Here is a 25,959-nt window from a genome sequence, read left to right as displayed (position 1 = left end):
CGCCGGACGTCGCCGCACCACCGCACCGCCCCCCTCGTTCCCGTCCGGCCGCCGTCCTCGGCGACATGTCCAGCCGTACGGGAACAAGGCACAAGAAGGAGACCGAACGTATGACCACCGCGATCAACCGGCAGCACGGCCCCGTCGCCCCTCCCGCGCCTGTGCGCATCGTCCGGGCCCGCCGTATCACCACCCTGGACGGCGAGGCCGATGCCCAGGTCCTCGCCACCGTCGGCGAGAGGATCGCCGCAGTCGGCGAGGCAGCCGAGGCGTACGCGGCACTGCCGGGCGCCGAGACCGTCGATCTGGGCGATGCCCACCTGGTGCCCGGCTTCCACGACGCGCACTGCCACCCCATGGAGGTGGCCAACGCCGCTCTCCGGCTCGACCTGGGGGCGGGCGCCGGAACCCCCCGGGAGCGGCTCGCGGCGCGAGTGGCCGCCACCGAGCCGGGCCGATGGATCGTCGTCCAGGGCTACAACCCTGCCGCCGACCCCGACGGCCGCCTCGATCGCGCCGCGATCGACGCGATCACCACCCGCCACCCGGTCCTGGTGATCCACTTCTCGTTCCACATGGCGGTCGCCGGTTCCGCGGCGCTGACGCTGACCGGTCTGCACGACGGCAGCGGCCCCCAGACCGGCGGCGACCTGGGCCGCGACACGACGGGCCGACTGGACGGCTGGCTCTACGAGCGGACCTGGTTCGACCAGCTCTACCGTGCCTCCGGCGAAGCCGCCCTGCTCCCGCAGGAAGCGCCCGAGGCCCTGCTCGAACCGCTGGCCGACGTCTTCACCGCCTACCACGCCGCCGGCATCACCTCCGTCTGCGACGCCGTGACCCCCCCGGCCGCACTGCGCACCTATCAGCACATGCGCGAGCGCGGCCGGCTGACCATGCGGGTGGGCACCCTCCTGTGGCATCGCTATGCGGACGCCCTGCGCCACGCGGGCCTGCACGCCGGTTTCGGCGACGAGTGGCTGCGCATCGTCGGCGTCAAGATCATCATGGATGGCGCGCTGGCCGGGGGCACCTGCCTGTGCCGCGACCCCTACCCGGCCGAGACCGGGTCCGCCAACGGCATTCAGCTCCTGGACGAGGCCGAGCTCGCCGACGCGGTGCTTGCCCTGCACGCCGCAGGCCTGCGCGTCGGCGTGCACGCCAACGGCGACCTGGCTGTCTCTCAGGTCCTCGACGCAATTGAGGCAGCCCGCGCCGCCCACCCCGAGCAGCGGATCAACCACCGCATCGAGCACTGCTCCCTCGTCGACGAGAACCTGGTCCGGCGGATCCGCGCCGCAGAGGTCACCCCTGTGCCGTTCGGCGCATTCGTCCACGGGCACGGCTCCAAGCTGCGCCGCTACTACGGTGACGCGCGCGCCGAACGGGTCAGTGACCACCGCTCCTTTCTGGACGCCGGCGTCGTCGTCGCGGGCTCGTCCGACCACCCGGCGGGTCCCCTCGAGCCGCTGCTCGCACTCCAGACGATGGTCACCCGGCGCACCAGCGAGGGCGATGTCCTCGGCGCCGACCGAGCCCTGACGGTGCGTGAGGCTCTGAGCGTCTACACCGTCGGCTCCGCGCGCGCCACAGGCGAGTCCCACCTCAAGGGCCGCATCGCTCCCGGATACCTGGCCGACTTCACCGTGCTCGGCCAAGACCTGTTCGCCACCGCCCCCGACGCCCTCGCGGCCGTTCCGGTGCGCGCCACGTGGGTCGGCGCCCGTCAGGTCTGGTCGAACGGCGACGCGTGAGCGCCACGGTGGCGCGCGGGACGGGGCGGCCAACGTGTTTCGCACCCACTTCTGGGCGGCGCACTTGTTCTTGCCAGAGAAGATCTGAGCTTGTTCCGCTTTGACGGACACCCTTGGTGTGGTGGTCAGGCCGCCAGTGCGGTCTCGTAGTCGGCGGGGCTGCGGTAGCCGAGGCTGCTGTGCAGTCGGTGCAAGTTGTACCAGCTCTCGATGACCCTGTTGCCCAATTGGTCTCATGCTGCGAGGTCGAGGGCCGCCAGTCGGGACGTGGGGCCTTCCCCCAAGGCCGGGTAGTTAGCGTTTCCGCAGGTCACGCAAGTGCGTTGAGGGGTCGAGGGCAAAGCGCAACGGAGCTCGTTGGTACAGGCAGTCGACCAAGACAGCTTGTTCCCGAGGAGCTCCGTTGCTGTTGCATTCTGTCCTGCCGTCGCCGCTGACGGCTATCACTCGTACGGTGACCGTGGCCGCGGGGAGGTTCGCCCCCGATCACCTCGGCGAACTGACGGCCGTCGTGCCGTTCGAGCGTTCCTGTATAGGTCTGCCGCGACCCAGCACGCGCGGCGCATCGTCGCCGGGAAGACGAAGTTAGCGGCCCTCGGCGGCTGGCCCGATCTCGCCCTCCTCGCCGTAGGACGTTTTTGCGAAGCCTCATCAACTCGACGTGCCCGCACCGAACCGAGCCTGAGTTCCCACGCTTACATGTTCATGAAACTGCGACCCCGCGCGCTTCCGGCCGGGCGAGGACGCCTTGGGCGGGGCGGTGAAGCCAGGAGGCCGGTGGCGGGCGTGCAGCCCGTTCTTGACCGTCGACTGCGCGTGTGACAGAAGCCCAGCTGTCCGCCGTGGCCGAAGGTGCGCGGCTCGCTACTGACAAGGCTGTTCCGTTCGAGTCGAAACTATGATTGAAACCGATGAAAAGTCGCATCTCACACTAAAAGCGACCGACAGAATGGCGGTGCTGGCGGCCTGCTAGCAAGGGGCTGGTATGACGAGATATCCGGACCGCTGACAGGCCGCCAGGAAGCCGCACAGTCGATTTCGTCTGTCCTGAACGGGCATTGACTGCTCCGTATGGGTAGGGAGGGTGCGGTTATACGACCCGCCGCCTGGTTCCACTGACCTCAGCTCCGCGGCGAAGCGCCGCTTGTCTACTGGGAAGCAGCCGTGACCGAACGCGTCGTCATGCTCAACGAACTTACCCAGGGGCTCCGCCCGATGTCTCAGGGCATCGCGTGGTTCGACGCACTCGGCCCGGAGGAGCAGTCCGAAGCGCTGCTGTTTCTGCGCCACCACTTGTCCAGGCGCGCGCCGTCGCAGAGGACGGACCGGAGCATCCGTCGTGCCGGTCTGCGCCCGACGCACACGCCGGCGGTGCGGATCACGCGCGGTCGGATCAACGATCAACTTGGGAAGATCGCTTCTCTCACTGCTCGCGACGAACGTAGGAAGGCGTTCCGACTGCTGGTCGCGGTGCTCGCGATCGCCGACGGGCGACGTCGCGAACGCTACTGCTCGAACGGTTGTGGTCACTGGTGGCACAGGTTGTCCGGCGCTGTCTGATACATCCGTCGGCACCTTCACACGGCTCGGCTCTGTCAGGCGCGTAAGTGGCCCGAAGGTGCGGCAGCAGTGTTGAGTCACTACTGCGGCAGCGCGGCCAATTCACGTGAGGGCCACGTGCATCCTGCCCTCGGTCAGGACTTCGAGCACCAGGGCAACCTGGTCATACTGCTCGCCCTCTGGTGTCAAGACGCGGGACAGGTGCTCGCGCGCAGTCGCAGCGTCCCGCCAGAGCAAGGTCGCGGGGGCGGTGTAGCCGAAGTTGCCGCGCAGACAGTCCACGAGGGCGTCCACGCAGCCGCCGAAGTAGCCGCCCGGCCCGTTGACGGCCTCGCCGAGTGCCAGGTAGAGGCCCGGTTCGTCGGTGATGTGCCGACCGTCCAGCTCGTACGTGTGTCCGGCCTCCCGGTGCTGGTGCTTGAGACGACAGCCCCGCTCCCGGACGAGATCGAGCCAGGCCCCACGCTGGCGGGTTTCGAGCCTGGTCCAGGCGCCAGGGGCGTCCGGCGGGCCGGCAAGCCAGCGCTCCCAGACGGGCCGGGCGTATCCCGGTACGGGTGCGATGTATCCGTCGAGTTCCAGATCAATCAGGTCCGTCCTGAGGGAGGACGGCTGCCACGTACGGACTTTGGGTCGCAGCAGCCGGTCGGTGAGCGATTCGCCCCGGTCGTCTCGTATCTCCAGCCAGACCTCCTCCAGGTCCAGCGTGCGCCGGGTGCCCGTAGCCAGTGCCCGCCGTAGCCGATAACTCGGGGCGAGCCCCCGCAGGACGACCGGAGGTTCCACTTGCTCGGGCGACAGAACGCGGGCGAACTCCCGGCAGGAGCCCAGCCACCGGTACCCGTCGTGCAGTCGGACAGGAGCCCGGTGCCCCTCGGGCGGGCCCTCGTAGTCGTCCAGACCGGTGAGCACGAGACCGTCCGTTCCTGGGGGCCGACCGAGGCTCTCCGCGTCCTCCAGCAGCCAGGCATCGAGCGTCCTGTCCTCCGGCACCAACCACACCCGGCTGCCGACCCAGCCGCGCACCTCAGCTCCGTCCGGAACCCAGCCGAACAGTTCGTACGTCCCGCGCAGGGGTTCCCGGAACAATCCCTCCACCTCGGCGCAGACACCCCAGACATGGCCGCTTCCTGTGTCCGTCAGCGAGTACCGTCCCTGCCCGCGATGGTTCCTGTCCACATGCACGGTGGGAATCATGCCCAGACCCGGTGTAGTCCGTGAAGTTCTTTTCGTGGTCGGTCAGGGTGTGCGGCCAGCACTCTCCGAGCGAGCCTCGCCCTGCAGGACCGACACTCTCCAGCCCCGACACCTGGACGGGTTCCGGCGTGGCCGCTGACATAGCCGCATTCCGCGGGGGCACCGCATGCCTCGCAACTCCGCCGTCGGCGACGGCACCATGCACGAGCTGCAGATTCCCCCCTGGCCTCATCGACCCCGTCCACTCCCCCGCTACCACTCCGGCCGTGCACCTCGAACAGCCCTGGGGCGGCCAGAGCCCTGGCTACCTTGCCGTTCTGGCCGCACACCACGTCGCCGGAGAAACCGGAGGCCATAGGCCTCAGTCATCACATCAGAGGGTTCGCGTACCTCCGGTAGCGGTGCAGGCAACGGCCGAGGCACTGTGACCCTCTGATGGGGCCGCCTTGTCCCTGCAGCCGACCTGCTTGGTGGGCCAGCGAGGCTGATCTCGACCGGAACTGGTCTGACACGACAACGGCCCCGCTCCCCCACCAGGCGGCAGAACGAGGACGCGGCACTTCTGTCAGGCCGTCGTGGTCATGGGCTGGAACCCCGTCTCATCCAGGACCAGCACCGCGCCGGCCTCGCCCAGACGCTCGACCACGTAGGACAGCACCACATCGCGGACCCCGTCTGCATCCCAGCGGTATGCCCCCCAGCAGCCGCTGCGTCGACCAGGGCATCGCGGCATCGGCCTGCTCAGCCAACTGCCACCCGTTCTTGCGCGGCACCTCCGCCAGCACCCCCTCACATAGGCGACCGCCGTCGCCCGCGGCTCCGACCGCTCGAAGCACCCAGCGCCCCGCGACCTCAGACCCGCCAGCTCCGCACCCCACGGCTCCACCTGATCCGAAGTCACCACACGACGATCACTGCAGGCAGGATGACCCACGTGGCAGGTGCCGCCGCAGCACCAGGGAGACCCTGTATGGCTGACTACTATCCGTACCCAATCACGACCAGGAGAGGGGACCTGGCGCTGGTCTGGCGGCCAGGAGAGGACGATGCTGCCGATGAGCTCGCCGTTGACGAACTCGGAAGACTCCTCGCGTTCCATGACCCCAAGACGCTGCAGGAATACTGTGATTGATCGCAACGGCTGGGAGCTCGTCTGGGAGGACGAAGGCACTCTCGATCTGGGCGTCGCACGGCGATGGGTCGAGCCCCCTAGCCTGGCTCGGTCCCGGCAGGACTGCTGCTGGACGCGTGGAACTTCTTCGAAGACCTCTCCCACAGCCTTAAGGCCGGCCCACCCCTCCCCTCTCAAGGATCAATCCACAACAGCGCCTACGAAAAGATCTTCGGCGGCGAAGCTCTCGAACCGACCGCTGGCGAGGGAGCCTGGACGGACGAGGAGACCGCGGCCTTGCGCGAACTCCTCCGCGCAGGACTGAACCTCTGGGAACAAACCGTGCACAGGTCCAGCACCGGCTGATCGACTCTACGAGCCCTCCGCGCGCACCCATCTCGGCTGCCGCCGTAGTACTGGCTGAGGTGCAAACGCCGTTAGCACCTCAGCCGTTCACGCCCGTCCGAGCGTGAACGAGCGGCGAGGTCATCGCGAGTCTTCAACGTGAACTGGTCGACCTGCGTGTGCGAGACCCCAGACCGCACTCATTTAACTGAAGAGCCTCGGCAGACGCGGGTGCCCACCAGATCCAACTGCCACGACAAGCCGGCTCCACTCCCCCACCATCAAGCGAGAGAACGGGGCCGCCAATGACGCTTGACGCTATGCCTGGGAGCCTTCGACCCGGCTCGTCTCACTCAGCATCACGCGCTGGAGCTTCTTCGTCAGCATGTGCCGGTCCAGCTCGGACAGCTCCTCCATCAGCCGGTCAAACCACCTTTCCCAGTTGGCGGCCAGGGCCTGCATCTGCTGTGGGGCGGCAGGGGTCGGCTCGACTTCCGGCGATTCAGGAGCAGCGTCGCGTGGCACAGGGACGGGCAATGCTTCGCGCGGGACAGTGCCCGGTGATTCGGCTGACAGGGGCTCTTCTGCGCGCGGCTCGGGCTGCTCTGAGCCTGCTTCCGAACTGGAGGGTGTGTATACCGCGGTATACACAGGCTCAGGTTTGGGTGCCGGTGCGGCGGTCTCTCTCGCAGGCGCGGGGCCGGGGGCCGGCATGGGGCTAGGGGCAGGCGTGGGGGATCCCTTCCTGTCCGCCTTCTGCTTCGCAGCCATCCGATCGGCTTTCCACGCGGCGAGCTGATCGCTGGGCGGCATGGCCGAGTACATCCGCATGTCGCGAAAGGCCTTGAGCTCGCCGGAGATGACGAGTTCTTGCATCTCCTCGGAGAGGCGCAACAGACCGATGCGCTGGCTGAACCACTGCTTCGACTTCTGCAGCTTCTCTGCAGCCTGTGTCTGGTTGCCGTTGGTCATCTCCAGCATCTGCTGAAGGCCACGGGCTTCTTCGATGTAGTTGAAGTTCGACCGCTCGACGTTCTCTGTGAGAACAGCTGCGAGGAACCTGACGCGGGACTCGGCGATGTCCTCGCGGACGTGTACGTCGAGCGTAGGGAGTCCGACGTGGATGGCAGCCTTCCATCGCCGCTCCCCTGCGGCCATGACGATCCGGCAGTCCGGCAGAAGTTCCTCGTGTTCGGGGAACAGCTTGATATAGCGGGCCCGGGTGATCCCGACGCACGGCTGAAGCTGCCCGGTGCGCATGCTGTTGCCGAGCTCTTCGAGCTTGACTGGGTCGAAGTCCTGGCGGGGGTTGAGGGGGGTGGGCGCCACCTGGTCGGGCGCCACGTGAACCAGGGTGGGCTTGCTGCTGCCGGGGGTGCTTCACTCCCACCACCGGCAGGCCCTTCGGCCGCCCACGCGCCGCCTGGCTCGCCGGAGCTGGCGTGGTGCTCATCGCGCTGAACCTCCGCCTCAGCATCAGCAGCGCCTCCGCCCTGCTCGACGCCCTACAGACCGACCTCGGATTCGGTGCGGCGGCCGCCGCCGCACTGCCTGCTCTGCCGACCCTGAGCTTCGCCGCCGCCGGCTTCTTCACGGGCCGCATCACCAGACGTCTCGGAGCCGAGCGGACCGTGCTGCTCGCACTCGCGGCCCTCACGGCCGGGCTCACTCTCCGCGGCATCCCCGCCACCTGGGCTCTGCTCGGCGGAACCGTCCTCGGCATGTCCGGCCTCGCCCTGTGCAATGTCCTGCTGCCGACCCTGCTGCGGGCCCACTTCCCGGCCAGGATCACGCTGCTCACCGGCGTGTACACCACCGTGATGGCCCTCGGTTCGACTCTGGGCGCGGCCGTCGCCATACCGCTCGCCGCGTGGGCGGGTTCCCCATCCCTGGGACTGGCCGTGTGGGCGATGCCCGCGCTGCTCGCCACGCTGATGTGGGCGCTCGTCCGGGCACCCGAGGCCCGGCCTGCGTCCTCCTCTGACGCCAACGGGACGTACATCTCGCCGTGGACGATGGCACGCACCCGGCTCGGTGCACTGGTGACCACGTACTTCGCACTCCAGGCACTGAACTGCTACGCAATCATCGGCTGGCTGCCCACGATGCTGTCCGACCAGGGCATGTCCGGCGGCCGCGCGGGCGGCATCCTCGCGGTGTCCCAGGCCGTCGGGATCCCGGCCACCTTCCTGGTACTCGCCTTCGCCCGAGCGCCGGACCGGCTGCGACATGCCTTCATGGCCATCTCGGCGGCGATGCTCGCCGGATTCACCGGACTCCTCATTGCCCCGGTGGACCTGCCGGTCATGTGGGCCCTGCTGGTCGGGCTGGGACTGTGTTCCTTCCCGCTGGTGCTGGCCGTGATCGGCAACAGCGGCAGCAGCCCCGCCGAGACCACCGCCCTGTCCAGCCTGTCCCAGTCCCTCGGCTACCTGGTCGCCGCTCTCGGCCCCTTCGCCATCGGCCTGCTGCGCAGCGCCTCCGGCGGCTGGACCCTGCCAATGGCGGCGCTGCTGGTAACGGCGGCCGCACAGCTTGTCATCGGGATGGCACTGTCCACCCAGCGGCGCTGACCCGGGCCTTGGCCCGGATCTGCGGCTGCCACCGCTTCGTCACCTCGCGCTCCAGGCGCGCGGCGAGGTCGGCGCGCGGCTTCTTGGCCTTGCCTGACACGTACCGCTCCACCTGCCGCTGGGACATGCCGAGCAGTTCGGCGACCGCCTTCGTGCCGCCGAGCTGCTTGACCATGTACCGCATCTGCGGGCCCGCAGACTTGGGTGCCGGGCGGGTGAACGCCTTCTGCACCGCCTTGTCCAGGCTGTCCCCGAACATGCTCATCGCCTGCGTACTCCCCTACTCGCCGTTGTCGACATCGGTGACGGTGCCGTCCTTGACCGGGCGAGGTTGAGGTCCGGGACGTTGAACCGCTCGCGGGCCGGGCGCGGTACGTGGGGTGGGACAACCATGACGCCTGCGCGGCGGCGCTGCCCACGGCCCTGGCCGAGATCGAGGCCGGGCGCCTGGCCGACCGTGTCGTCGTGCGGCGCGCGGGTGAGGTCCTGTACGCCAACGAAGTCACCCCCGACGGCCGGTGGCTTCACCCGGTTGGGGCCCGGGAGGCGTTGCTGGCCGAGCGGTTACGCCCGTGGGACGCGGCGGAGACCGGCGTTTTCCGCCGCCAGCTCGCCGATGTCGACCGGCGTGCGCACGATCCCGGGCTGCCCGAGGACTGGGCCCTGGCAGTGCGACGCGACGGCGAGCGTGCCGCCGCCCTGGCCGAGCCGCTGCGGCGTACCGCGCAGGCGAGGAGGCAGGCGCCGGGCGTCGACTACCACCGGCTCTCCGCCGAGGAGCACCGGTGGATCTGGGACGTGCTGATCGCGCCGTCGCTCCTGGAGGACATCACGCCGCAGGAGCGACCGGTCGCGGTATTCGTCATGGGCCAGCCCGGCTCCGGCAAGACCAGTCAGGCGCAGGTGCTGCGCCGGGCCTTGCGCGGCCGGCCCACACGGATCAGCGGCGATGACTTCAAGGCGATGCACCCGGACTACTACGACCTGCTGCGCGAGGAGCCGCGTGCGGCCGGGGACCGGATCCGGGCGGACTACCGGGCCTGGCAGGCGATGGCCGAAGCGGCGGTGCGAGAGCGGCGCGGGGACGTGACGATCGAGGTCGCCCCCGGCAGCCCGGCCGCCTTCGTGGAAAGCGCGATGGCCTACCGGCGGGCGGGCTACCGGGTGGAGCTGGTGGTGCTGGCCGTACGGGCGGCCGACTCCCGGCAGGGCACCGCGAGGCGCTGTGCCGACGTCAACCGGCTGGGCGGGCACGGCCGGTTCACCACCGCCTTCGGGCACGACGGGCACCTCGCCGTGCTCGCCGACGCGGTTGCCGCGGCCGAGCAGGAGCCGGTGGCCGACTCCGTCATGGTGTGGGGGCGCGACGGAACCGTCCTCTACCGCAACGACCGCACCCCTCAAGGCTCCTGGTCGCGGCCGAGAGCCGCAGCGGATGTGCTGCTCGCCGAGCAGACCCGCCCCTACACCTCCCAGGAGGCGGCACGCTTCTGGGCCCTCCAGCGCCGCCTGCGCACCGAGCTCCCGCACTACCGCCACGACCTGGAGCAGATTTCCCGCCTGGCGCGAGCGCTGATGCCCGCCCACCTTCAGCCGCGGAGACTGACCGGCCCCACGCCCGTGGCCGCCCTCCCACTGCCTGGGCTCGTGAACGCCCAGCCGCGTGAAGAAGAGGCCCCCGCAGCTCTTCACCTCTCTGACACCGCTTGGGTCCTTGCGGCGGAAGCGTCGAGGCGCTTCCGCTGCGAGGACCGGACTTCAGACGGCGGGCAGGATCTTCCAGAAGGTGACGTTGGAGTTGGAGCGGTTGGAGTAGGAGTTGGTGTCGACGTCGTTGCGGGCGCCGGTGAGGGTGCTGGCCTGGTTTGTCTCCAGGAAGCCGCCGAGGTCCTTGTAGGTGCTCCACAGCTGGACGGTGTCGTTGAAACGGACGAGGCCGTCCTGGGGTGCGGAGGTGATGTCGAAGATCTGCCAGCGGCTGCTGTTGCCGTCGCGGTCCTTGCCCCAGGCTGTGGTGACCTCGTACAGGCCGCCGCCCGTCTTCTGGACGCTGGTGGCATCTCCGTTGCCGGCGTCGAGGTAGCCGCCGTTGCCGGTGTAGAGGTTGCGCAGGTAGATGATCTCGCCGCTTTTGACCGGCGCTCCGATGGCCGCGCAGGACCCGGAGACGATCTCCCAGGTGCTGCTGGCCGGCTCACGGTTGGCGACCACCGCGGTGGACACTTGGTACTTCGCCCCCGGGGCGCTGGAGCCGCCGTTGACGTCGAGGTACCCTCCGTCGCCCGAGTAGAGGTTTTGAAGTTGGAGCCGGTCCCCGTAGTGCAGTTCGTTCGCCATCGCTGACTCCCCTTCCGCGAACTTCCAGCCGGGAGCGCGCCGTTGGACGCTCATGCAAGCTGATCCCGGCATGGACCATGCTTCCGGCAATCGCCACCGACACGCCCGGACGAACCGGATGATCACACCTTCGCGGGAAGAACATTGACAACTGCCCATATTCCGGCACACTGTGCCGACGGAAGATGCGCCGATCATGTGGTGGCGTCCGTTCTCATCAACAATTTGCGGATCAGCGAGGTTCTGGCTCAGCTTCCGTGCAGCGGCCACTGTGAGTGACATCCGACCCCCTCGGGACAGCTTCGGAATTCGCCCGAAAAACAGCCGTCGCCGTGGCGGTTGGGCTGAAAGTCCGGGCTGTGGAAGAGGTTGCACTCCGGTTGAAAGAGCTGTTGTTCCCGTCGATCGCGGACATCGCGGTGCTGTCGGTAGACGTGAACACCGAGATAGTGCGTGTTGACGCGCAATGCATCATGGTCGGCGCCGCCTGCCCAGGGTGCGGGGCCTGGTCGACTCGGGTCCACAGCTCCTACCTGCGGTTTCCCGCTGACGCGCCGAGCGCCGGGCGAAGCGTCGTGCTCCAGTTACGGGTTCGGCGGTTCCGATGCGGGAACAATTTGTGCGCCTGGTCGACGCTCTGCCTGAGCCGGAGGTGCCCGCACCGCGGGTGGTCGGCGTCGACGAGTACGCCACCCGAAAGGGCCGCCACTACGGCACCTTGCTGGTGGACGTTGAGACCCGCCGTCCGATCGATCTGCTCCCGGACCGGGAGGCATCCAGCCTGGCCGCCTGGCTCGCACAGCGGCCCGGTGTCGAGATCGTATGCCGGGACCGCGCGCCTTTCTTCGCTGAAGGTGCCACTGTCGGAGCACCACAGGCTGTGCAGGTCGCGGATCGATGGCATCTGTGGCACAACCTGAGCGAGGCCGCCGAGCGGAGTGTCGCCCAGCACCGTCGCTGCCTGCGCGTCCTGACGCCCGCAGCGTCTCAGCCCGAACCAAGGAACGTTCACGCCCCGGACCCGTCCGCGTCGCCATGGCCGACAGGTCACCGGGACCTTGACCCCGGATTTTGGACACCGGAGAGACTTGGATCTTGATGGTCCAGGAGAACGGAGTCCCTGTGGGGATGAAGCACTATCCCGCCGATTTCAAGGCGGACGCGGTCACGTTGTACCGGTCGAGGCCGGGAGCGACAATCAAGTCGGTCGCCGCTGATCTCGGGGTGAACACCGAGACGCTGAGGAACTGGATCCGAGCCGCGGACGGGCGCCGGCCCGGCGCTCACTCCGCACCGCCGACCGCTGCCCGAACCGAAGGCAACGACGTTCAGGCGGAGCTGACCGCAGCACGCAAGAGGATCCGCGAACTCGAGGAAGAACGCGACATCCTCCGTAAGGCGGCCCGGTATTTCGCGACGGAGACGCGCTGGTGAACCGCTACCAGTTCGTTGAGGATCACCAGCGCCGTCACGGCGTGAAGCGGCTCTGCGACATCCTCGGCCTGGCCCGCTCGAGCTTCTACTACTGGCGCCGCACCGCAGCCGCAAGAGCGGCCCGGCAGGCCGTCGAGGCCGGGCTCGCGGCCCGAATACGCAAGGTCCACCAGGACTCCAACGGGACCTACGGAGTTCCGAGGATCACCGCCGAGCTCCGTGACGGGGACGGCCCGGCTATCAACCACAAACGCGTCGCGAGGATCATGCGGACCATCGGGCTCGAGGGAGTCCGGTTGCGCCGCCGGCACCGCACCACCGTCGCGGACCAGGCCGCGGCGAAGGCGCCAGATCTGATCGGGCGTGACTTCACCGCGGCTGTGGTGAACACGAAGTACGTCGGGGACATCACATACCTGCCGGTCAGCGGCGCGAAGCCGCTCTACCTCGCAACCGTCATCGACCTCGCCTCACGCCGGCTGGCCGGGTGGGCGATCGCCGACCACATGCGGACCGAGCTCGTCACCGACGCCCTGGCGGCCGCCGAGCGGACCCGCGGGAGCCTGGCAGGAGCGATCATGCACACCGACCACGGCTCGCAATATACGAGTAGGGCCTTCGCCGAGATCTGCAGGTCAGCAGGGGTCCAGCAGAGTATGGGCGCGATCGGGTCCAGCGCGGACAACGCCGCCGCGGAAAGCTTCAACGCAGCCTTCAAGAGAGAAACACTCAAAGGCCGAAAGGCCTGGCCGAGCGAGCGCGAGGCCAGGCTCGACGCCTTCCGCCGGCTGACCCGATACAACACCCGACGCAGGCACTCCCGCCTCGGCCAAAGATCCCCGATCGCCTACGAGAACGGCCTCCAACCCGCAGCAACTACCCTGGCCCAAGCCGCATAGACGTGTTCACAATCCGGGGTCAAGGCCCCCCCATCGTCTACACCTCGAAGGACTTCGCCGACACCTGTCTGCGCGGCAACACCGGCGCCCTGGCCAACAGCCCGCTGTGGCAGCCCCGCTACGAGAGCGGAACGCGTGAGCCCGCTCCGGTCGGCGGCAGGTACTGGTCGATCTGGCAGTAAACCGAGAACGGGACGGTACCCGGCCTGCGGGGCAGGGCCGACATCAACGTCTACAAGGGCACGCTGACCCAGCTCCGCGCCCTCGCCCACCTGGCTCCTGGCCAGACGGCCCCCACCCCTCCGGGAACGGGTACAACGACGCCGCCTGCTCCGTCCACGGCTGTCTGGCCGCTGCTGAAGAACGGGGCGCGTGGCGTGAACGTCACGACCGCCCAGCACCTGCTGGCCGCGGCCGGCCAGTCCGTCACCGCCGACGGGATCTACGGCCCGAACACCCAGAACGCCGCCGCCGCGTTCCAGCGGTCCCATGGCCTGACCGCGGACGGCATCATCGGCCCGAACACCTGGAACAAGCTGGTCCGCACTGTTGGCCAGGGCGCGAACGGATCCGCGGTGAAGGCCGCCCAGGCGCAGCTCGCCGGGTACGGGAACCGCATCGCGGTCGACGGTGCGTTCGGTCCGGCCACCCGGAACGCGACGGCTGCGTTCCAGCGGTCCCACGGGCTGACCGCTGACGGTGTCGTCGGTCCGAAGACGTGGAACAAGCTGGTCAACGGAACCAAGACGAGCACCCCGACCACGCCTGCCCCGACCACGCCCGCTCCGGCGAACGGCAGGCTGACCCAGCGCCAGGCCCTCGCGCAGCTCGCCGCGGCCGGCATCAAGGCCCCGGTCGGCCGGACCTCCCTGGCAGGTGTCCGTGCCCGCACCATCCAGGGCGTCATCGCTCTGAAGAAGGCCAGCGGCGGGTGCACCATCGTCATCACCGGCGGTACCGAGTCCGGCCACAGCACCAGGGGCAACCACTCCCACGCAGGCGGCTACAAGCTCGACCTGCGTACCCGTGACGAGGGCAGCTGCGTGACCAACTGGATCAAGACCACCCAGCGCAAGGGCGCCCCGCGGGGCACCGACGCCCGCTGGCACGGCACCCTCAACGGGATCTCCGCCGAGTACGTCTACGAAATCCCCCGCGGCGGCGGCGTCCACTGGGACATCACCTTCATCTGATCTCCCTCCAGCCGGCTAACCCCTGCGCCACCAACGCCCGGTGGGCGGCACCCCATGCGGGTGCCGCCCACCGGGCGTTTCACGGGTACGGCACGGCACCACGGGGGCAGCGCACCAGTGCCGAGGGGGGTCAGGCGGGCTGGTGGGGCAGTTTCTCGTCGGCGCGGCCACCGGTCCCGAGGGTCCGCCGCGGGGACGGGGGCGCAGCCGGGCGCGTGCCGAGGACGCCTCGGGCTCGCAGTTCGTCGAGGTCGGACAGGCGCTCTCCGGGGAGAGTGTCGAGCAGGTCGGCCTGGGCTGCGCGGATGCTGGGCGCGGGAGCCTGGGGGCCTGCGCCAAGGGCACGGCGGACGGTCACGCCGGTCATCGTACGGGCAGCGCATCGCCGGTCGACCCGGCCGCCGGGCTCCCGTGCAACGGGGTGCCGGCGCGGCGGCCGGGATCGTGGTCCAGGAGCAGGATGTTGGCCCTGGCCTGCGGTGGTCGGGAATGTGGTCGGCCTACGTCGGCCCGTGGTCGGGTCTGTGGTCGGGGTGGGCCTGACGTACAGGCCGCCTAGACCTGTCCGGCGGATCATAGGCGTGCGACGACAGGCCCCGGCCCCGGATACTCCGGGGGCCTGTCGCGCGATGCAGCCTTCTCCTGCACGTGTCGTGCCGCTGCGTCGATCCCCCGCAGGTGGGACCGCGCATCCGGCCAATGTGTCCGTGGCCAACTGGCCCGTTCGCCAGGCAGGCGGGAAAGGATCGGCTTCAAACAGCCATTTCCGGATCATTTTGTTGATCAATCACAATATTGGGCCATTCAGCCGATCTAGCCTCAGTCAAGCACCTGAAGACAGGGCACGAACGAGGGGAACAAGGTCGACATGGCTCATTGGAAGAAGATCAGTGGTGGTCTGTCGGGGATCTCGGCCGGGTCCCGGTCCAACGTGTGGGGCATCAACCCCGACGGGGGGATCTACAGGTTCACCAACGACGACGCCAATCCGTGGCACAACGTCCCCGGTGGCCTGACCGACATCAGCGCCGCAGCCGACGGAACCGTCTGGGGCGTCAACGCCAACCACGAGATCTTCCGCTACATCGGCGACCAGGACTCCACCGGCCACTGGAAGAAGATCCCTGGTGGTCTGTCGGGAATCTCGGCCGGGTCCCGGTCCAACGTGTGGGGCATCAACCCCGACGGGGGGATCTACAGGTTCACCAACGACGACGCCAATCCGTGGCACAACGTCCCCGGTGGCCTGACCGACATCAGCGCCGCAGCCGACGGAACCGTCTGGGGCGTCAACGCCAACCACGAGATCTTCCGCTACATCGGCGACCAGGACTCCACCGGCCACTGGAAGAAGATCCCTGGTGGTCTGTCGGGAATCTCGGCCGGGTCCCGGTCCAACGTGTGGGGCATCAACCCCGACGGGGGGATCTACAGGTTCACCAACGACGACGCCAATCCGTGGCACAACGTCCCCGGTGGCCTGACCGACATCAGCGCCGCAGCCGACGGAACCGTCTGGGGCGTCAACGCCAACCACGAGATCTTCCGCTACATCGGCGACCAGCCCTGAGGTCAGTCGGCCTGCACCCCGTCGCCCCGTCACCGAATCACGGTCACGGGGCGCACGGCTTCTTTGCCCCGCCGAGAGTGTCGGCTGGCCACCACAGGTTCAGCCCAAGTCAGGACCTCTTCGTACCTGGGAAGAACGTCCGTTCAGGGATTCTGCATCATCCGCCGGGCAGGCCCTAGTAGCAATACCGGTGATTTAGGTGCTCTTCTGGCGTCTGCTGGCGGGTTTGGTGGGCGGGATGAGTGTGATTGCTGCTGCGGGTGGTCGGGGTGGGTTGCGGTGGTGGGTGTGTTTGAGGTGCCAGTTGGCCATCTTGCGTTTGATGACACGGGGGTTGGAGCGTTGCCTGCGGGGTGGCAGGAGTCGTTCCAGCAGCTCACGGATGGCGTGGGTCAGGGCTCGACTGAGTCGTGAGGGGGGAAAGTGCCGCCTGGTCGGTGACGTGGCGGCGAGCGATGCGAAGGGTGCGGGTGAAGGACAGTCTGTCGGGGTCGAGGCCGGCCTGGTGAGCGGTGTGGTGCATGACGTCCCGGAGTGCGTGGTGGACAAGAAGGAAACCGTAGATTTCCTGCTCGACGCCATCGGGGTACTGGGAGCGGAGGACGAGGCGGTGTCCGCCCTGATGGGTCTTGATCTCGTCCAGGGTGTTCTCGATCTCCCAGCGTTGATGGTAGAGGCCCGCCAGGTCGGCCGCAGGGGCCTCCTGCGGGTTGCAGATGGTCGTGATCAGCCGGTAGACCGTGTCGGCGTCCTCGCGGCCGAGGGTGTACTCGATGACGCGGACCCGGACCGGGTCCCGGTGCTTGCGGTCGCCTGCCGCAACGATCTCGGACAGGTAGGAGCCGTCGTCGAAGGCTTCGAGGACCGGGAGCACGATGTTCTTCCGGACGCGCCACAACAGGTCCGCGCCCGTGTCCGAGGCGGCCCGCCACAGCTCGAAGCCGGTGATGCCGCGGTCGGCCATCAGCAGCATTCCCGGCTCGAGCCGGCCCAGCAGGCCGGGAATCAACTGCTGTTCATGAACCGACAGCGGGCCGGTCGCCGCGGCGAACACCGCGTGTGTCCCGCACTCCACCAGCGCAGCGACCCTCACCCGCGGGTAGGCACTGCGCTGCTGTCCCCGGCCCGAGCCGGGCCGGCCGAAGAAATCGCTGTTCGCCCCGGTGTCCGGCACATCGAAGACCGTGCCGTCCACCGCAACCAGACGCCACTGCCGATACCAGGCACCAGCAGTGTCCGGGGCGGCCACCGGCCGGCACACTCGCGCGAACAGCACCTTCAACGGCTCCGGCCCCAATCGCCGGCGGGCCCGGCCGATCGCCGCTGTCGTGGGCACCTGCCACGGTTTCTCCCACCGCCGCACCCGCTCCAGCCCCTGCGTCAGCAGTCGGGCCACCTCCTCATAGCCCTGCCCGGAGAACAGACACATCGCGAGCACGAAATAGACCACCACCCGGGCCGGCAACAGCCGCGACCGCTGTTCCAGACGCCCACACCCAACAACCACCTCATCCACCAACTCGGGCGCAAACACCCGCGTCAGCACACCCAGAGCGATCCGGTCCGACAACCGCTCACCCGACGACTTCACCTGTCCAGGCCTTGGCACACCACACCCAACGACCCACCACCAACAAAGTCACCGGTATTGGCCCTAGTAGGGCTTTGTTACGTGTCTGGGCAGGCGGTGGTTCTGGTGGTTTCCTGCTGGTATGAGGGCGGATGAACTCGCTTTGTGTCGTGGCCGGTTGGAGGAGTTCGCCGGGGAGGTGTTCGCTTCGCTGAGACGTGCTGACCAGCGGGTGAAGGGCCGGTTGTATCTGCGGGGTCTGTTGCTGGACGGGCGTCGGAAGTCGATGCAGCCGATCGCCTGGGCGTCTGGGTGTGGACCATCAGCAGTTGCAGCAGTTCATGACGTCCTCGACCTGGCCGGTGGGCACAGTCCGCGCGGGGTTGGCCCGCCGTGCGGTCGGGGTGGTGCGTCCGCAGGTGTGGGTGGTGGACGACACCGGCTTCCCCAAGGACGGAGTGTCCTCGCCCGGGGTGGCCCGGCAGTACTCCGGCACCCTGGGCAAGGTCGGCAACTGCCAGATCGGCGTCAGCGTCCATGCCGCCTCCGACACCGCATCCTGCCCGCTCTCGTGGCGGCTGTTCCTGCCCCAGAGCTGGGACAGCCCAGAAGCGGCGGACCGGCGGGCCCACTGCCGGATCCCCGACGAAGAGCGTCACCGGCCGAAGTGGCAGCTCGCGCTGGACATGCTCGACGAACTGGCAGCGGTCGGACTGTGGCCCGCGGTGCTGGTCGCGGATGCCGGCTACGGCGCGAACGCCGACTTCCGGCACGCGCTGGAAGACCGGGGCCTGGCCTACGCACTGCAGGTCAAGGGCGAACTGACCGCTCATGCCGAGGCGGCCAAGCCCCACCAGCCGCCCTACGGTGGGCTCGGTCCCAGGCCGCTGCCCCGCTACCGAACCCGCCCACTCAGCCTGCGCGAACACGTCCTGGCCGCCGGCCGCGACAAAGCGGTGACGGTCACCTGGCGCAAGGGCTCCAAAGCCGCGATGACCTCCCGCTTCGTGTTCCTGCGCATCCGGCTCGCGGGACGCCGTCCAAAGCCCGCTCCCGACGGTGTCATCGGCCTGACCTGGCTGATCGCCCAGTGGCCCGAGGGTGAGGACGAGCCGGTCAAGTACTGGATATCCAACCTGCCAGCCGACATCCCGGCCCGGGATCTGGTCCGCCTCGCGAAGTTACGGTGGCGCATCGAGCACGACTACCGCGAGCTGAAGACCACCCTCGGACTCGACCACTTCGAAGGCCGCTCATTCACCGGCTGGCACCGCCACGTCACCCTCGTCACCGCCGCCCACCTGTTCCTGACCGAACAGCGGACCTGCCCAAAAGTCCCTGCCAGGGCCTGACCCTCTACCAGGCCCTGGACCTCCTCCAACATCTGCTGGCCACCTGGACCGGAACCTGCCCCACCTGCCGACAACCCACCCCATGGCAGCCCTACGACACCACCTAACAAAGCCCTACTAGAACGGAGTTATCCGACCGCTGCGCCCCCTTGGCATTCCAGTTCGCGGTCCGGGCCAACTCAGGCGCCCAGTCACACTACGCATCGGCCAGGCGCGGACCCTACGCCGCTGTTCCTCGCCGGTGCTGCGCCTCATCAGGATCACCGATCGGCATGGTCGGCAAGTCGTCTTCACCACGATTCCGTCCCTCAACCAGACCGTCGTACGCCCAGTCCTCACAGCACCTCTCGCACCAGTGCTCCCCAGGAGCGACGTTCACCAGGTCGTCGTCAGGCATTGATAGGCCATGGCACTTCCCGCAGCGTCCGCCCATGCAATCGACGGTCTGTCACAGTTATGGCCGCGGGGAGGGGGCCCGGTGGGGCGCACAGGCGCTCAGGCCCAGCTCGGTGCTGTTTCCTGCACCATGCGGCCCGCTGGCCACGGCCGGTACGGTTCTGCGCGGTGTCTCATATCACCCGTGCCCCGCGCGTCGCTACGGGCGGTCAGGGCATGATGCTCTCAGGCACCACCATCAGAGGCCGAACAGATCACGAGCGCACCCGGCTACGGCTACGGCATCGACTCCGAGCGCGCCCTCAAGTACGCCGTTCAGCACATCCGCGGGGACCGTGTTCAGATCATTGAGGGGATCATCGAGCCCGTGTCGCCGACCTGGGACCATGAACGTGCCGCCCGAATAGTGCGCCGGCAGCTCGAGGACCGGGTCGATGAACTCGGCTGCGTTGAAGGCTCGGGGAACCTGGACCTGCTCGGGTCGTCGAACTGGTACGTCCCCGACATCGCCGTCGTTCCCGAGGACCTCGCGAAGGGTGGGGGGCACTGCTCCCCGACCAGACACTCCTCGTCGTGGAAGTGACGTCGGAGTCGAACGCGGAAACCAACCGGGGCGTAAAGCGCCGCCGGTACGCCGAGTACCGGGCCCCGCTCTACCTCCTCGTCGACCGGATCGAGGGCAGCGTCACCCTGTTCTCCGAACCCGGGCACCTGGGCTACACCCGCGTCGACGGCCCCCACCCCTTCGGTGCCGTGCTGCGTCTCCCAGACCCGTTCAATCTGGACCTGGACACCAGCGGCCTGACACCCGCCTGAGCGCAGCGGATGCTACGAGGCCGTCTCCACGGTCGCATCGTCGATCCAGTTCGCGAGGAGACTGAACGCGGCCAGCATCTCCAGCGCCTCACTCTCCGTCAGCTCGTCCCCTGCTCGTGAGCGATCGGGGTGCGGATCGCGGAGTACACGCCGCGCGCGAACGCACCAGCGCCCTCGTGACGGCTGCGCCACGTATCACTGCCGTCGTTCGGGCCGAGACGAAGCCGCGGTTTCCCTGCCTCGGGCGGCTTGATGCTGAACGCCTCACCGAGGAGCTTCGACTCCGACAAGTCTTTCCGCCCGAGCTTGGCCTGCGACTGGGCATTCACAGCTACGGCCGCCATCCCGACGGCCTGCCGGTAGTGCCCACTCCCCCATAGGCCCTGGACACTGCCCCACACCCACGGATGCATCGTCGACGCGTCCAGCTGGGGCGCACCGGAGCCGAGGTTGTCGGCGAGTTCCTGCTCAGCCTCCAACTGGGCAATGGTGCGGGTCACTGCTTCCCTCTCCCACCAGAACGGGGTTCCCCGCTTTGGAACCTGCTGTGCCTCTGCCCGAACTGCCACGTCCTCTTCGACGCCGGAGCGTACGTCCTGACCGACGACCTTAGAGTCGTGGACACCGTGACGGACCGCCTGCAATCCGAACTCAAACGCCACCGGTGGCACTACATCAACCCCGACCACGTTCGCCACCACCGCCACCATTGGACCAGCCGCAATCCCGCACCACTCAGCCGGGGAAGGCAGTAGCACCCTGCCCGGCTCATGCCAAGGGAGGTGTCCGCGGCGGAGTCTTGCCATCATGCAGAGAACCCTTCGCCCCAAGGGGCCGCGCCCATGAATGCCGGTCCGGCCGGCCCGAGGGCGACCGGATACAGTGCGCGAGACGGCAGCCTGGTCAGGGAGGGGAAGCATGACCGCCACCAGCAACACCCGGCCCGCCGAGGGTGAAGCGCAAGCGCCGCGGCAGAGCCGACTGCACCGCCTGATGCGCTACATCCCGCTGATCGCCCCCGTCCTGCTGTGGGCCGTGCCCTGCTGGGTGCTCCTGCACACCGGCCAGCACTGGCCGCTGCCCGTCACGCTGGCCGGCACCGTCCTGTTCGTCCTCGGCCTCGTTGGTATGCCGCTCGCGATGGTGCGCGGCCACGGCCGGCGCCAACAGGACCGGGCGGCCATCATCGGTGACACCCTGCTGGGCACCAGCTGGGTTCTGTTCACCTGGTCCGTTCTGCTCGGCGTCCTCTTGCGGCTCGCCCTGACCGTGGCCGGCGTCGGCGAGAGTCAGGACCGGGCCCGAATCGTCACCTGGGCCGTCCTCGGCGTAACCGCCGTACTGCTCGCGTGGGGGTACGCCGAGGCCCGCCGCGTGCCACGCGTGCGCCGACTCGACGTGCAACTCCCGCGACTGGGTGCCGGGCTGGACGGCACCCGCGTCGTCCTCATCACCGACACCCACTACGGCCCACTCGATCGCACCCGCTGGTCGGCGCGGATGTGCGAGACGGCGAACGCTCTGGAAGCCGACCTGGTCTGCCACACCGGTGACATCGCGGACGGTACGGCCGAACGCCGCCGCGCCCAGGCCGCACCGCTCGGTACCGTGCGGGCCACCCGGGCCCGTGTGTATGTCACCGGCAACCACGAGTACTACAGCGAGGCCCAGGGCTGGGTCGACCTGATGGACGAGCTGGGCTGGGAGCCGCTGCGCAACCGCCATCTGCTGCTCGAACGCGGCGGCGACACCCTCGTGGTCGCCGGCGTGGACGACGTCACCGCCGAGTCCTCCGGTCTGGCAGGCCACCGCGCCCATCTCGCCGGAGCCTTGAACGGCGCCGACCCCGATCTGCCCGTCCTGCTCCTGGCACACCAGCCCAAGTTCGTCGACCGGGCGGCAGCCGAAGGCATCGACCTCCAGCTCTCGGGCCACACCCACGGCGGCCAGATCTGGCCCTTCCACCACCTGGTCCGCATCGACCAGCCCGCCCTTGCCGGCCTCAGCCACCATGGCGCCCGCACCCTTCTCTACACCAGCCGCGGCACCGGCTTCTGGGGCCCGCCCTTCCGCGTCTTCGCGCCCAGCGAGATCACCCTGCTCGTGCTCCGCTCCCCACACCTGCCCACCGCGCCGTAGGGGTGCATAAATTACGCGACAGGGTGGGCTATTGAAGCACTCCGTGCTTCCACTATCTGGGCCACTCCGCGGCCCAGATAGTGCAGCCTCGGTAGCCATGCACAATGTCTTGGGGCTACCGCAGGGGGTTAGTCAGACCATAGGACACGGCCTTAATACCGCGTGTATCTGGCAGGTAGCACCATTCGGGGATTGGAATCGAGGAGCACATCGGCGGGACCGAACCATGCGGCTAGTTCGCGGATTTCGGGATCTTCGAGAAGGCGGAGGCGGCCGTCCTCAATAAAGGGTGTGCCGTCAATGGTGATGGTCGGCTTGTCGAACTGGCAGTCGCAGTGGGCGTGTCCTGGCCCGCTACGGTCAGGCTCCCCCTCCTCGGTCAGGGCGTCCAGACCAAGGTAGAACGCACCGGCGTGCTTCTCCCGTTCGAACTGGGTGCCACCGCTTGAGCGCACTTTCGGGTTGAGTCCGATCAGGGCGTGCCGCAGGTAGTAGCCCCTTGGTGAATAGTGACGTAGCTCGGTGGCAGCAGTCGCGCCCTCGATCGCTGTTACCACGTTGTTGGTGAGTTCGATCGTGGTGGGCTCGGCCGGTGTGCCGGTGACCGTGGACTCCTCGATGACCAGCAGCCCGTCGGTGCGGTTGGGGTAGAAGTTGACGCCACCGTAAGGGAAGGGCCGCCACATTCCAGCGATGAGAGGAGCGTGATGGCCACTGGTGACGAAGTCACGGAAGGTCACGTCGGTGCCTGCAGCGGTGGTTACCCGGATCTCGCTGGCTGCGGCGAGTTGTGCGGTCGCCTTAGCTTCCAAGGCGAAATACAGCTCCAGCGGGAAGCGGGCACCGGTGGCCAGCGCCGATGCGGTCGCGGTCTGGTGCAGTGAGAGGAACCGGGCCTTGCGCTTGGCAACCTCATCGAAGAACAAGCGGTCGCTGTGCACCTCACCCCACCATGTGCAGGAGAGCACCACATCAGCCTCGGCGTGGATGGCCGACAGCATTGGTGATGGCCGCTCGGAGTCCCAGCCACCCGCGCTGAACGGGGGAACGGCCAGAACGTGCACCTCGGCGTTGCGATAGGCGGCTGCTGCCGCCAGTGCCTGCACCACCACAGGGTCCACCGAGTTCTCCGTCAGGATCAGCACCTGTTCGCCGGCGGCAACGGCGGTGTACTCCATGACGTTATAGGCGCCGGGCATGAGTTCGGTGATGGACAGCGGTGCTGCCATGGGAGTGTCCAAGTAACTGAAGCAGGTCGTTCCGTTCATGCGGGTCGAATCCTTTCCGGTGCCAGCTGGGCGGTCGTTGTTTGCGGGAGGCGGACGGCGCGACCAGCTCCAAGGCCGAGGAGGCCCTGAACGAGGGTCAGCGCGACAAGAAGGCCGAGCGGGACAGTCCACCCACCGGCGAGGTCGTGGGCTGAGCCGAACAGCAGGGGCCCAACGGCGGCCAGGAGGTAGCCGACGCTTTGGGCCATGCCGGACAGCGCGGCGGCCTGGGGCGCGTCGGCCGCACGCTGGCCTTGGAACGTCAGTGCCAACACCAGGCAGGCGCCGCCGCCAAGGCCGATCAGCGCACTCCACGCGGTCGCCATCTCGGGGGCCAGGAGCAGCCCCAGGTATCCGGTGGCGCACATCAATGAACCGCTGACGGCCAGCAGCCGTTGGTCAGTGAATTGTCGGGCGAGTATCGGCACAGTACTGCTGGAGACCAGACCGGTCACCTGGAGCAGGAACAGCTGCCAGCCGGCGGCGCCTTCGGAGGCGCCGTGGTCGTGCACGATGCTGGGCAACCACGCGATCGTGGTGTAAAAACCGAGGGACTGCAGCCCCATGAACGCACTGACCTGCCAGGCCAGTGGGTAACGCCACAGGGTATGCGCCTGCCCCACTCCGGGGGCGGTGGATGTTACGGGCCGGCGACGGACCAGTTGCGGTGCCCAGGCCAGGACCCCGAGTAGCGCCAGCACCGCCCAGCAGCCCAACGCGGTATGCCATCCTCCGGGAAGATGGTCAGCCAGGGGCACGGACACCCCGGAGGAGACCGCGGCTATCAACCCCATGACAGTGACGTAGAGCCCGGTGACTGCGGCGATCCGCCGTTCGGGAACAGTGCTCTTGACCAGCGAGGGCAGCAGCACGTTGCCGTAGGCGATCGCTGCTGCCATGACCACGGTGCCGGCGAACAAGGTCACCACGCCTGGTAGCGAGCGCAGCACAATGCCGAACGTCAGCACCAGCAAAGCGATCCACAAGACGCGCTCGGTTCCGTGGCGCTGCGCACTCCTGCCCACCAGCGGTGACGTGGCCGCGAAAGCCAGTAGTGGCAAAGCGTTGAGCAGTCCTGCCGCGGTGCTGGACAAGCCGGTGTCGTGTTCGATCATCGGCAGCACCGAGCCGACACCTGTCAGCGGCGCCCGCAGATTCGCCGCAACAAGCAAGATCCCAACCAGGAACAACCCCACGCGAGGCGCTCCGCCCTGGTGACCGTCGGATTCGCCCCCGGGAGCGTCAGCGCCTTTCGGAACAGTCACGCTCATCCACCCCTTCTTGCCCCAGCGCGGCGCGACGGCTGATCCGCACGAGCGTGGAGGCGGCGGAGCGGGCAGTCACCGCATCTCCCGCCGCAATGGCCTCTACGAGGGTGGTGTGCCAGTGGTCGTGTTCGGCGGCGATATCCCTGCCCCAGGTCAGCTCGGCGACCGCTGCGGCCAGCGCGCTCCCCAAGTGCTTGTAGACCTCGGCAAGCAACCCGTTCCCGCCGGCTTCCACCACCGCCAGGTGGAATGAGCCATCGACGTCAGCCAACGCGGTCATCTCACCAGCACAGTTGGTCTCCTGCGCCTTGCGCAGCAGCTCCCGCAATCGCTTCACGTCTGCGCTCGTCCGACGCTGCGCGGCCAGCCCCGCAGCATGCTCCTCCAATACCGCGCGCAGCTCGAAGACATCGGACAGGTGTGCCGTTGCCGCCCTGCGCACCAGCACTGCCTCCAACTCGCTGGCGACCCGGACGTAGGTGCCGTCTCCGGCACGGGCTTCCAGCAGGCCCAGATGCACCAAAGCACGCAAGGCCTCTCGCACGGTGTTGCGACTGATTCCGAGAATCGCGACCAACTCGTGTTCGGAAGGTACGCGACTACCGACCGGCCAGCGGCCGGAGGCGATCTGCTCCCGTAGTTGATCAGCGGCCTGGGCGGACAGGGTCGCGGCGCGGCGCGGCTCTCTCAACCCCTCCATACAAACCTCCAAATGTTGGACAGCTGTAGATAAACACATGACGCCTCCAATGTGACAAGGTGATCTATGTCACATCACGTGATGTGCGGTCGACGTACACCTCTCGGTGTCCAGCCAGGCGCAATGGTGGAACGTGCCCACGCGGCCGGGGCGGCGGCATCGCCAACCCCTCGCAGGGGTTGCAGCTGCTTGGCCAGCAGCCCGTCGAGAGCAGCGAGGATGTCGGCCGGATCGGCCTTGAGGGAGCCGCGGATCCGGGTGACGAGATCGTTCGGGAAGATTCACAGCAGACCGTGCCCCCGTCGCCGGGACGTGAGCCCTGTGACCACCCACGTAGCGGCGGATATCGACCCCCACCATCGTGACGGAATGTGATACGAATGACACTCTTGGTTGGCATTCGGCCCTGCTAACCGATGTCGAGGACGATGCCGCGATTGACGTGGCGCAGTGATCGAATTCCGGATGCTGGGGCCT

Annotated in this window: 19 protein-coding genes and 5 pseudogenes; 14 read left to right on the top strand and 10 right to left on the bottom strand. The window is 68.1% G+C overall.

Going from position 1 to position 25,959, the window contains the following annotated elements:
• Window positions 1–110 precede the first annotated feature (110 nt).
• A complete protein-coding gene (locus OG842_RS42325) occupies window positions 111–1,754 on the top strand; it encodes an amidohydrolase (RefSeq protein WP_266737553.1) in 1,644 nt (547 codons plus the stop codon).
• Window positions 1,755–2,918: 1,164 nt separating this feature from the next.
• On the top strand, window positions 2,919–3,314 hold the full coding sequence (locus tag OG842_RS42320; protein WP_266737554.1) for a DUF5958 family protein: 396 nt from the start codon (window positions 2,919–2,921) through the stop codon (window positions 3,312–3,314).
• A 102-nt stretch (window positions 3,315–3,416) separates the two neighbouring features.
• On the opposite strand, the gene OG842_RS42315 is transcribed toward OG842_RS42320, so the two are convergent.
• Window positions 3,417–4,511 carry a barstar family protein gene (locus tag OG842_RS42315; RefSeq protein WP_266737556.1) on the bottom strand — a complete coding sequence of 365 codons (1,095 nt, stop codon included), beginning with the start codon at window positions 4,509–4,511 and terminating at the stop codon, window positions 3,417–3,419.
• Between the two features lie 970 nt (window positions 4,512–5,481).
• Here OG842_RS42315 and OG842_RS42310 point away from each other — a divergent pair.
• Window positions 5,482–5,643 carry a hypothetical protein gene (locus OG842_RS42310; protein ID WP_266737557.1) on the top strand — a complete coding sequence of 54 codons (162 nt, stop codon included), beginning with the start codon at window positions 5,482–5,484 and terminating at the stop codon, window positions 5,641–5,643.
• Window positions 5,644–6,285: 642 nt separating this feature from the next.
• On the opposite strand, the gene OG842_RS42305 is transcribed toward OG842_RS42310, so the two are convergent.
• Window positions 6,286–7,311 (bottom strand): ParB/RepB/Spo0J family partition protein, encoded by a 1,026-nt coding sequence (locus OG842_RS42305; protein ID WP_266737558.1) that lies wholly within the window; start codon window positions 7,309–7,311, stop codon window positions 6,286–6,288.
• A 98-nt stretch (window positions 7,312–7,409) separates the two neighbouring features.
• Here OG842_RS42305 and OG842_RS42300 point away from each other — a divergent pair, with 98 nt between their 5' ends.
• Window positions 7,410–8,540 (top strand): MFS transporter, encoded by a 1,131-nt coding sequence (locus tag OG842_RS42300; protein WP_328512724.1) that lies wholly within the window; start codon window positions 7,410–7,412, stop codon window positions 8,538–8,540.
• On the opposite strand, the pseudogene tpg reads toward OG842_RS42300, so the two are convergent.
• Window positions 8,530–8,805, bottom strand: a pseudogene (tpg, locus tag OG842_RS42295) (telomere-protecting terminal protein Tpg); the annotation flags it as partial. The gene OG842_RS42300 and the pseudogene tpg overlap by 11 nt on opposite strands.
• A 599-nt stretch (window positions 8,806–9,404) precedes the next feature.
• On the opposite strand from tpg, the pseudogene OG842_RS42290 reads away from it, so the two are divergent.
• Window positions 9,405–9,875 (top strand): annotated as a pseudogene (locus tag OG842_RS42290) (zeta toxin family protein); the annotation flags it as partial.
• A 423-nt stretch (window positions 9,876–10,298) separates the two neighbouring features.
• On the opposite strand, the gene OG842_RS42285 reads toward OG842_RS42290, so the two are convergent.
• Complete coding sequence (locus OG842_RS42285; RefSeq protein ID WP_266737560.1) at window positions 10,299–10,877, bottom strand: hypothetical protein; 579 nt, start codon at window positions 10,875–10,877, stop codon at window positions 10,299–10,301.
• A 434-nt stretch (window positions 10,878–11,311) separates the two neighbouring features.
• Here OG842_RS42285 and OG842_RS45480 point away from each other — a divergent pair.
• The 5 genes and pseudogenes from OG842_RS45480 to OG842_RS42270 all read left to right on the top strand — a co-directional run.
• A pseudogene (locus OG842_RS45480) lies at window positions 11,312–11,485 on the top strand (transposase family protein); the annotation flags it as partial.
• Window positions 11,482–11,976 (top strand): transposase, encoded by a 495-nt coding sequence (locus OG842_RS45475; protein ID WP_353962614.1) that lies wholly within the window; start codon window positions 11,482–11,484, stop codon window positions 11,974–11,976. The pseudogene OG842_RS45480 and the gene OG842_RS45475, both read left to right, overlap by 4 nt.
• A gap of 23 nt (window positions 11,977–11,999) precedes the next feature.
• Window positions 12,000–13,210, top strand: a protein-coding gene (locus OG842_RS42280; protein WP_266726803.1) for an IS3 family transposase whose coding sequence is annotated in 2 segments (ribosomal slippage) — window positions 12,000–12,291 and window positions 12,291–13,210 — 1,212 coding nt in all. Because the reading frame shifts where the segments join, the coding sequence is not laid out codon by codon here.
• A 2-nt stretch (window positions 13,211–13,212) separates the two neighbouring features.
• Entirely contained in the window at window positions 13,213–13,392 is a 180-nt protein-coding gene (locus OG842_RS42275) for a hypothetical protein (protein ID WP_266737563.1), read from the top strand.
• Between the two features lie 195 nt (window positions 13,393–13,587).
• Window positions 13,588–14,403: a peptidoglycan-binding domain-containing protein gene (locus OG842_RS42270; RefSeq protein ID WP_323185917.1), complete on the top strand. Its 816-nt coding sequence runs from the start codon at window positions 13,588–13,590 to the stop codon at window positions 14,401–14,403.
• A 130-nt stretch (window positions 14,404–14,533) separates the two neighbouring features.
• Here the strand turns inward: OG842_RS42270 and OG842_RS42265 are convergent, their stop codons facing one another.
• Window positions 14,534–14,761, bottom strand: coding sequence for a hypothetical protein (locus tag OG842_RS42265; protein WP_266737565.1), 228 nt, complete (start codon window positions 14,759–14,761; stop codon window positions 14,534–14,536).
• A gap of 510 nt (window positions 14,762–15,271) precedes the next feature.
• On the opposite strand from OG842_RS42265, the gene OG842_RS42260 reads away from it, so the two are divergent.
• Complete coding sequence (locus OG842_RS42260; RefSeq protein ID WP_266737566.1) at window positions 15,272–15,973, top strand: tectonin domain-containing protein; 702 nt, start codon at window positions 15,272–15,274, stop codon at window positions 15,971–15,973.
• 376 nt (window positions 15,974–16,349) lie between these two features.
• Here OG842_RS42260 and OG842_RS42255 read toward each other — a convergent pair whose 3' ends face one another.
• Window positions 16,350–17,582, bottom strand: a complete 1,233-nt coding sequence (locus tag OG842_RS42255; protein WP_266737513.1) for an IS4 family transposase — start codon at window positions 17,580–17,582, stop codon at window positions 16,350–16,352.
• Window positions 17,583–17,685: 103 nt separating this feature from the next.
• On the opposite strand from OG842_RS42255, the pseudogene OG842_RS42250 reads away from it, so the two are divergent.
• Together OG842_RS42250 and OG842_RS42245 are read left to right on the top strand one after the other, a co-directional pair.
• Window positions 17,686–18,895, top strand: a pseudogene (locus tag OG842_RS42250) (IS701 family transposase).
• Between the two features lie 649 nt (window positions 18,896–19,544).
• Window positions 19,545–20,107, top strand: a pseudogene (locus OG842_RS42245) (Uma2 family endonuclease).
• 98 nt (window positions 20,108–20,205) lie between these two features.
• On the opposite strand, the gene OG842_RS45470 reads toward OG842_RS42245, so the two are convergent.
• Complete coding sequence (locus OG842_RS45470; RefSeq protein ID WP_266737567.1) at window positions 20,206–20,808, bottom strand: TIGR02391 family protein; 603 nt, start codon at window positions 20,806–20,808, stop codon at window positions 20,206–20,208.
• A gap of 217 nt (window positions 20,809–21,025) precedes the next feature.
• Here OG842_RS45470 and OG842_RS42230 point away from each other — a divergent pair, with 217 nt between their 5' ends.
• Entirely contained in the window at window positions 21,026–22,246 is a 1,221-nt protein-coding gene (locus tag OG842_RS42230; protein ID WP_266737568.1) for a metallophosphoesterase, read from the top strand.
• 152 nt (window positions 22,247–22,398) lie between these two features.
• Here OG842_RS42230 and OG842_RS42225 read toward each other — a convergent pair whose 3' ends face one another.
• From OG842_RS42225 to OG842_RS42215, 3 genes are read right to left on the bottom strand one after another with little or no spacing between them, the layout of a single operon-like run.
• Window positions 22,399–23,514 carry a hypothetical protein gene (locus OG842_RS42225; protein ID WP_266737569.1) on the bottom strand — a complete coding sequence of 372 codons (1,116 nt, stop codon included), beginning with the start codon at window positions 23,512–23,514 and terminating at the stop codon, window positions 22,399–22,401.
• On the bottom strand, window positions 23,511–24,710 hold the full coding sequence (locus OG842_RS42220; RefSeq protein ID WP_266737570.1) for a CynX/NimT family MFS transporter: 1,200 nt from the start codon (window positions 24,708–24,710) through the stop codon (window positions 23,511–23,513). The genes OG842_RS42225 and OG842_RS42220 overlap by 4 nt, the downstream gene beginning before the upstream one ends.
• A 46-nt stretch (window positions 24,711–24,756) precedes the next feature.
• Entirely contained in the window at window positions 24,757–25,482 is a 726-nt protein-coding gene (locus OG842_RS42215; RefSeq protein ID WP_266737571.1) for a FadR/GntR family transcriptional regulator, read from the bottom strand.
• Window positions 25,483–25,959 lie beyond the last annotated feature (477 nt).

It is taken from the genome of Streptomyces sp. NBC_00376 (assembly GCF_036077095.1).
Taxonomy (GTDB): domain Bacteria; phylum Actinomycetota; class Actinomycetes; order Streptomycetales; family Streptomycetaceae; genus Streptomyces.
Note: the sequence above shows the minus strand (reverse complement) of the source record. Positions and strands in the feature narration are given on the sequence as shown.

Bases quoted from the DNA above. Each gene is read 5' to 3' on its own strand.
- OG842_RS42230 (WP_266737568.1), top strand. From the start codon at position 21,026: ATGACCGCCACCAGCAACACCCGGCCCGCCGAGGGTGAAGCGCAAGCG.
- OG842_RS42260 (WP_266737566.1), top strand. From the start codon at position 15,272: ATGGCTCATTGGAAGAAGATCAGTGGTGGTCTGTCGGGGATCTCGGCC.
- OG842_RS45475 (WP_353962614.1), top strand. From the start codon at position 11,482: ATGCGGGAACAATTTGTGCGCCTGGTCGACGCTCTGCCTGAGCCGGAG.
- OG842_RS42310 (WP_266737557.1), top strand. From the start codon at position 5,482: ATGGCTGACTACTATCCGTACCCAATCACGACCAGGAGAGGGGACCTG.
- OG842_RS42215 (WP_266737571.1), bottom strand. From the start codon at position 25,482: ATGGAGGGGTTGAGAGAGCCGCGCCGCGCCGCGACCCTGTCCGCCCAG.
- OG842_RS42325 (WP_266737553.1), top strand. From the start codon at position 111: ATGACCACCGCGATCAACCGGCAGCACGGCCCCGTCGCCCCTCCCGCG.
- OG842_RS42315 (WP_266737556.1), bottom strand. From the start codon at position 4,511: ATGATTCCCACCGTGCATGTGGACAGGAACCATCGCGGGCAGGGACGG.
- OG842_RS42225 (WP_266737569.1), bottom strand. From the start codon at position 23,514: ATGAACGGAACGACCTGCTTCAGTTACTTGGACACTCCCATGGCAGCA.
- OG842_RS42285 (WP_266737560.1), bottom strand. From the start codon at position 10,877: ATGGCGAACGAACTGCACTACGGGGACCGGCTCCAACTTCAAAACCTC.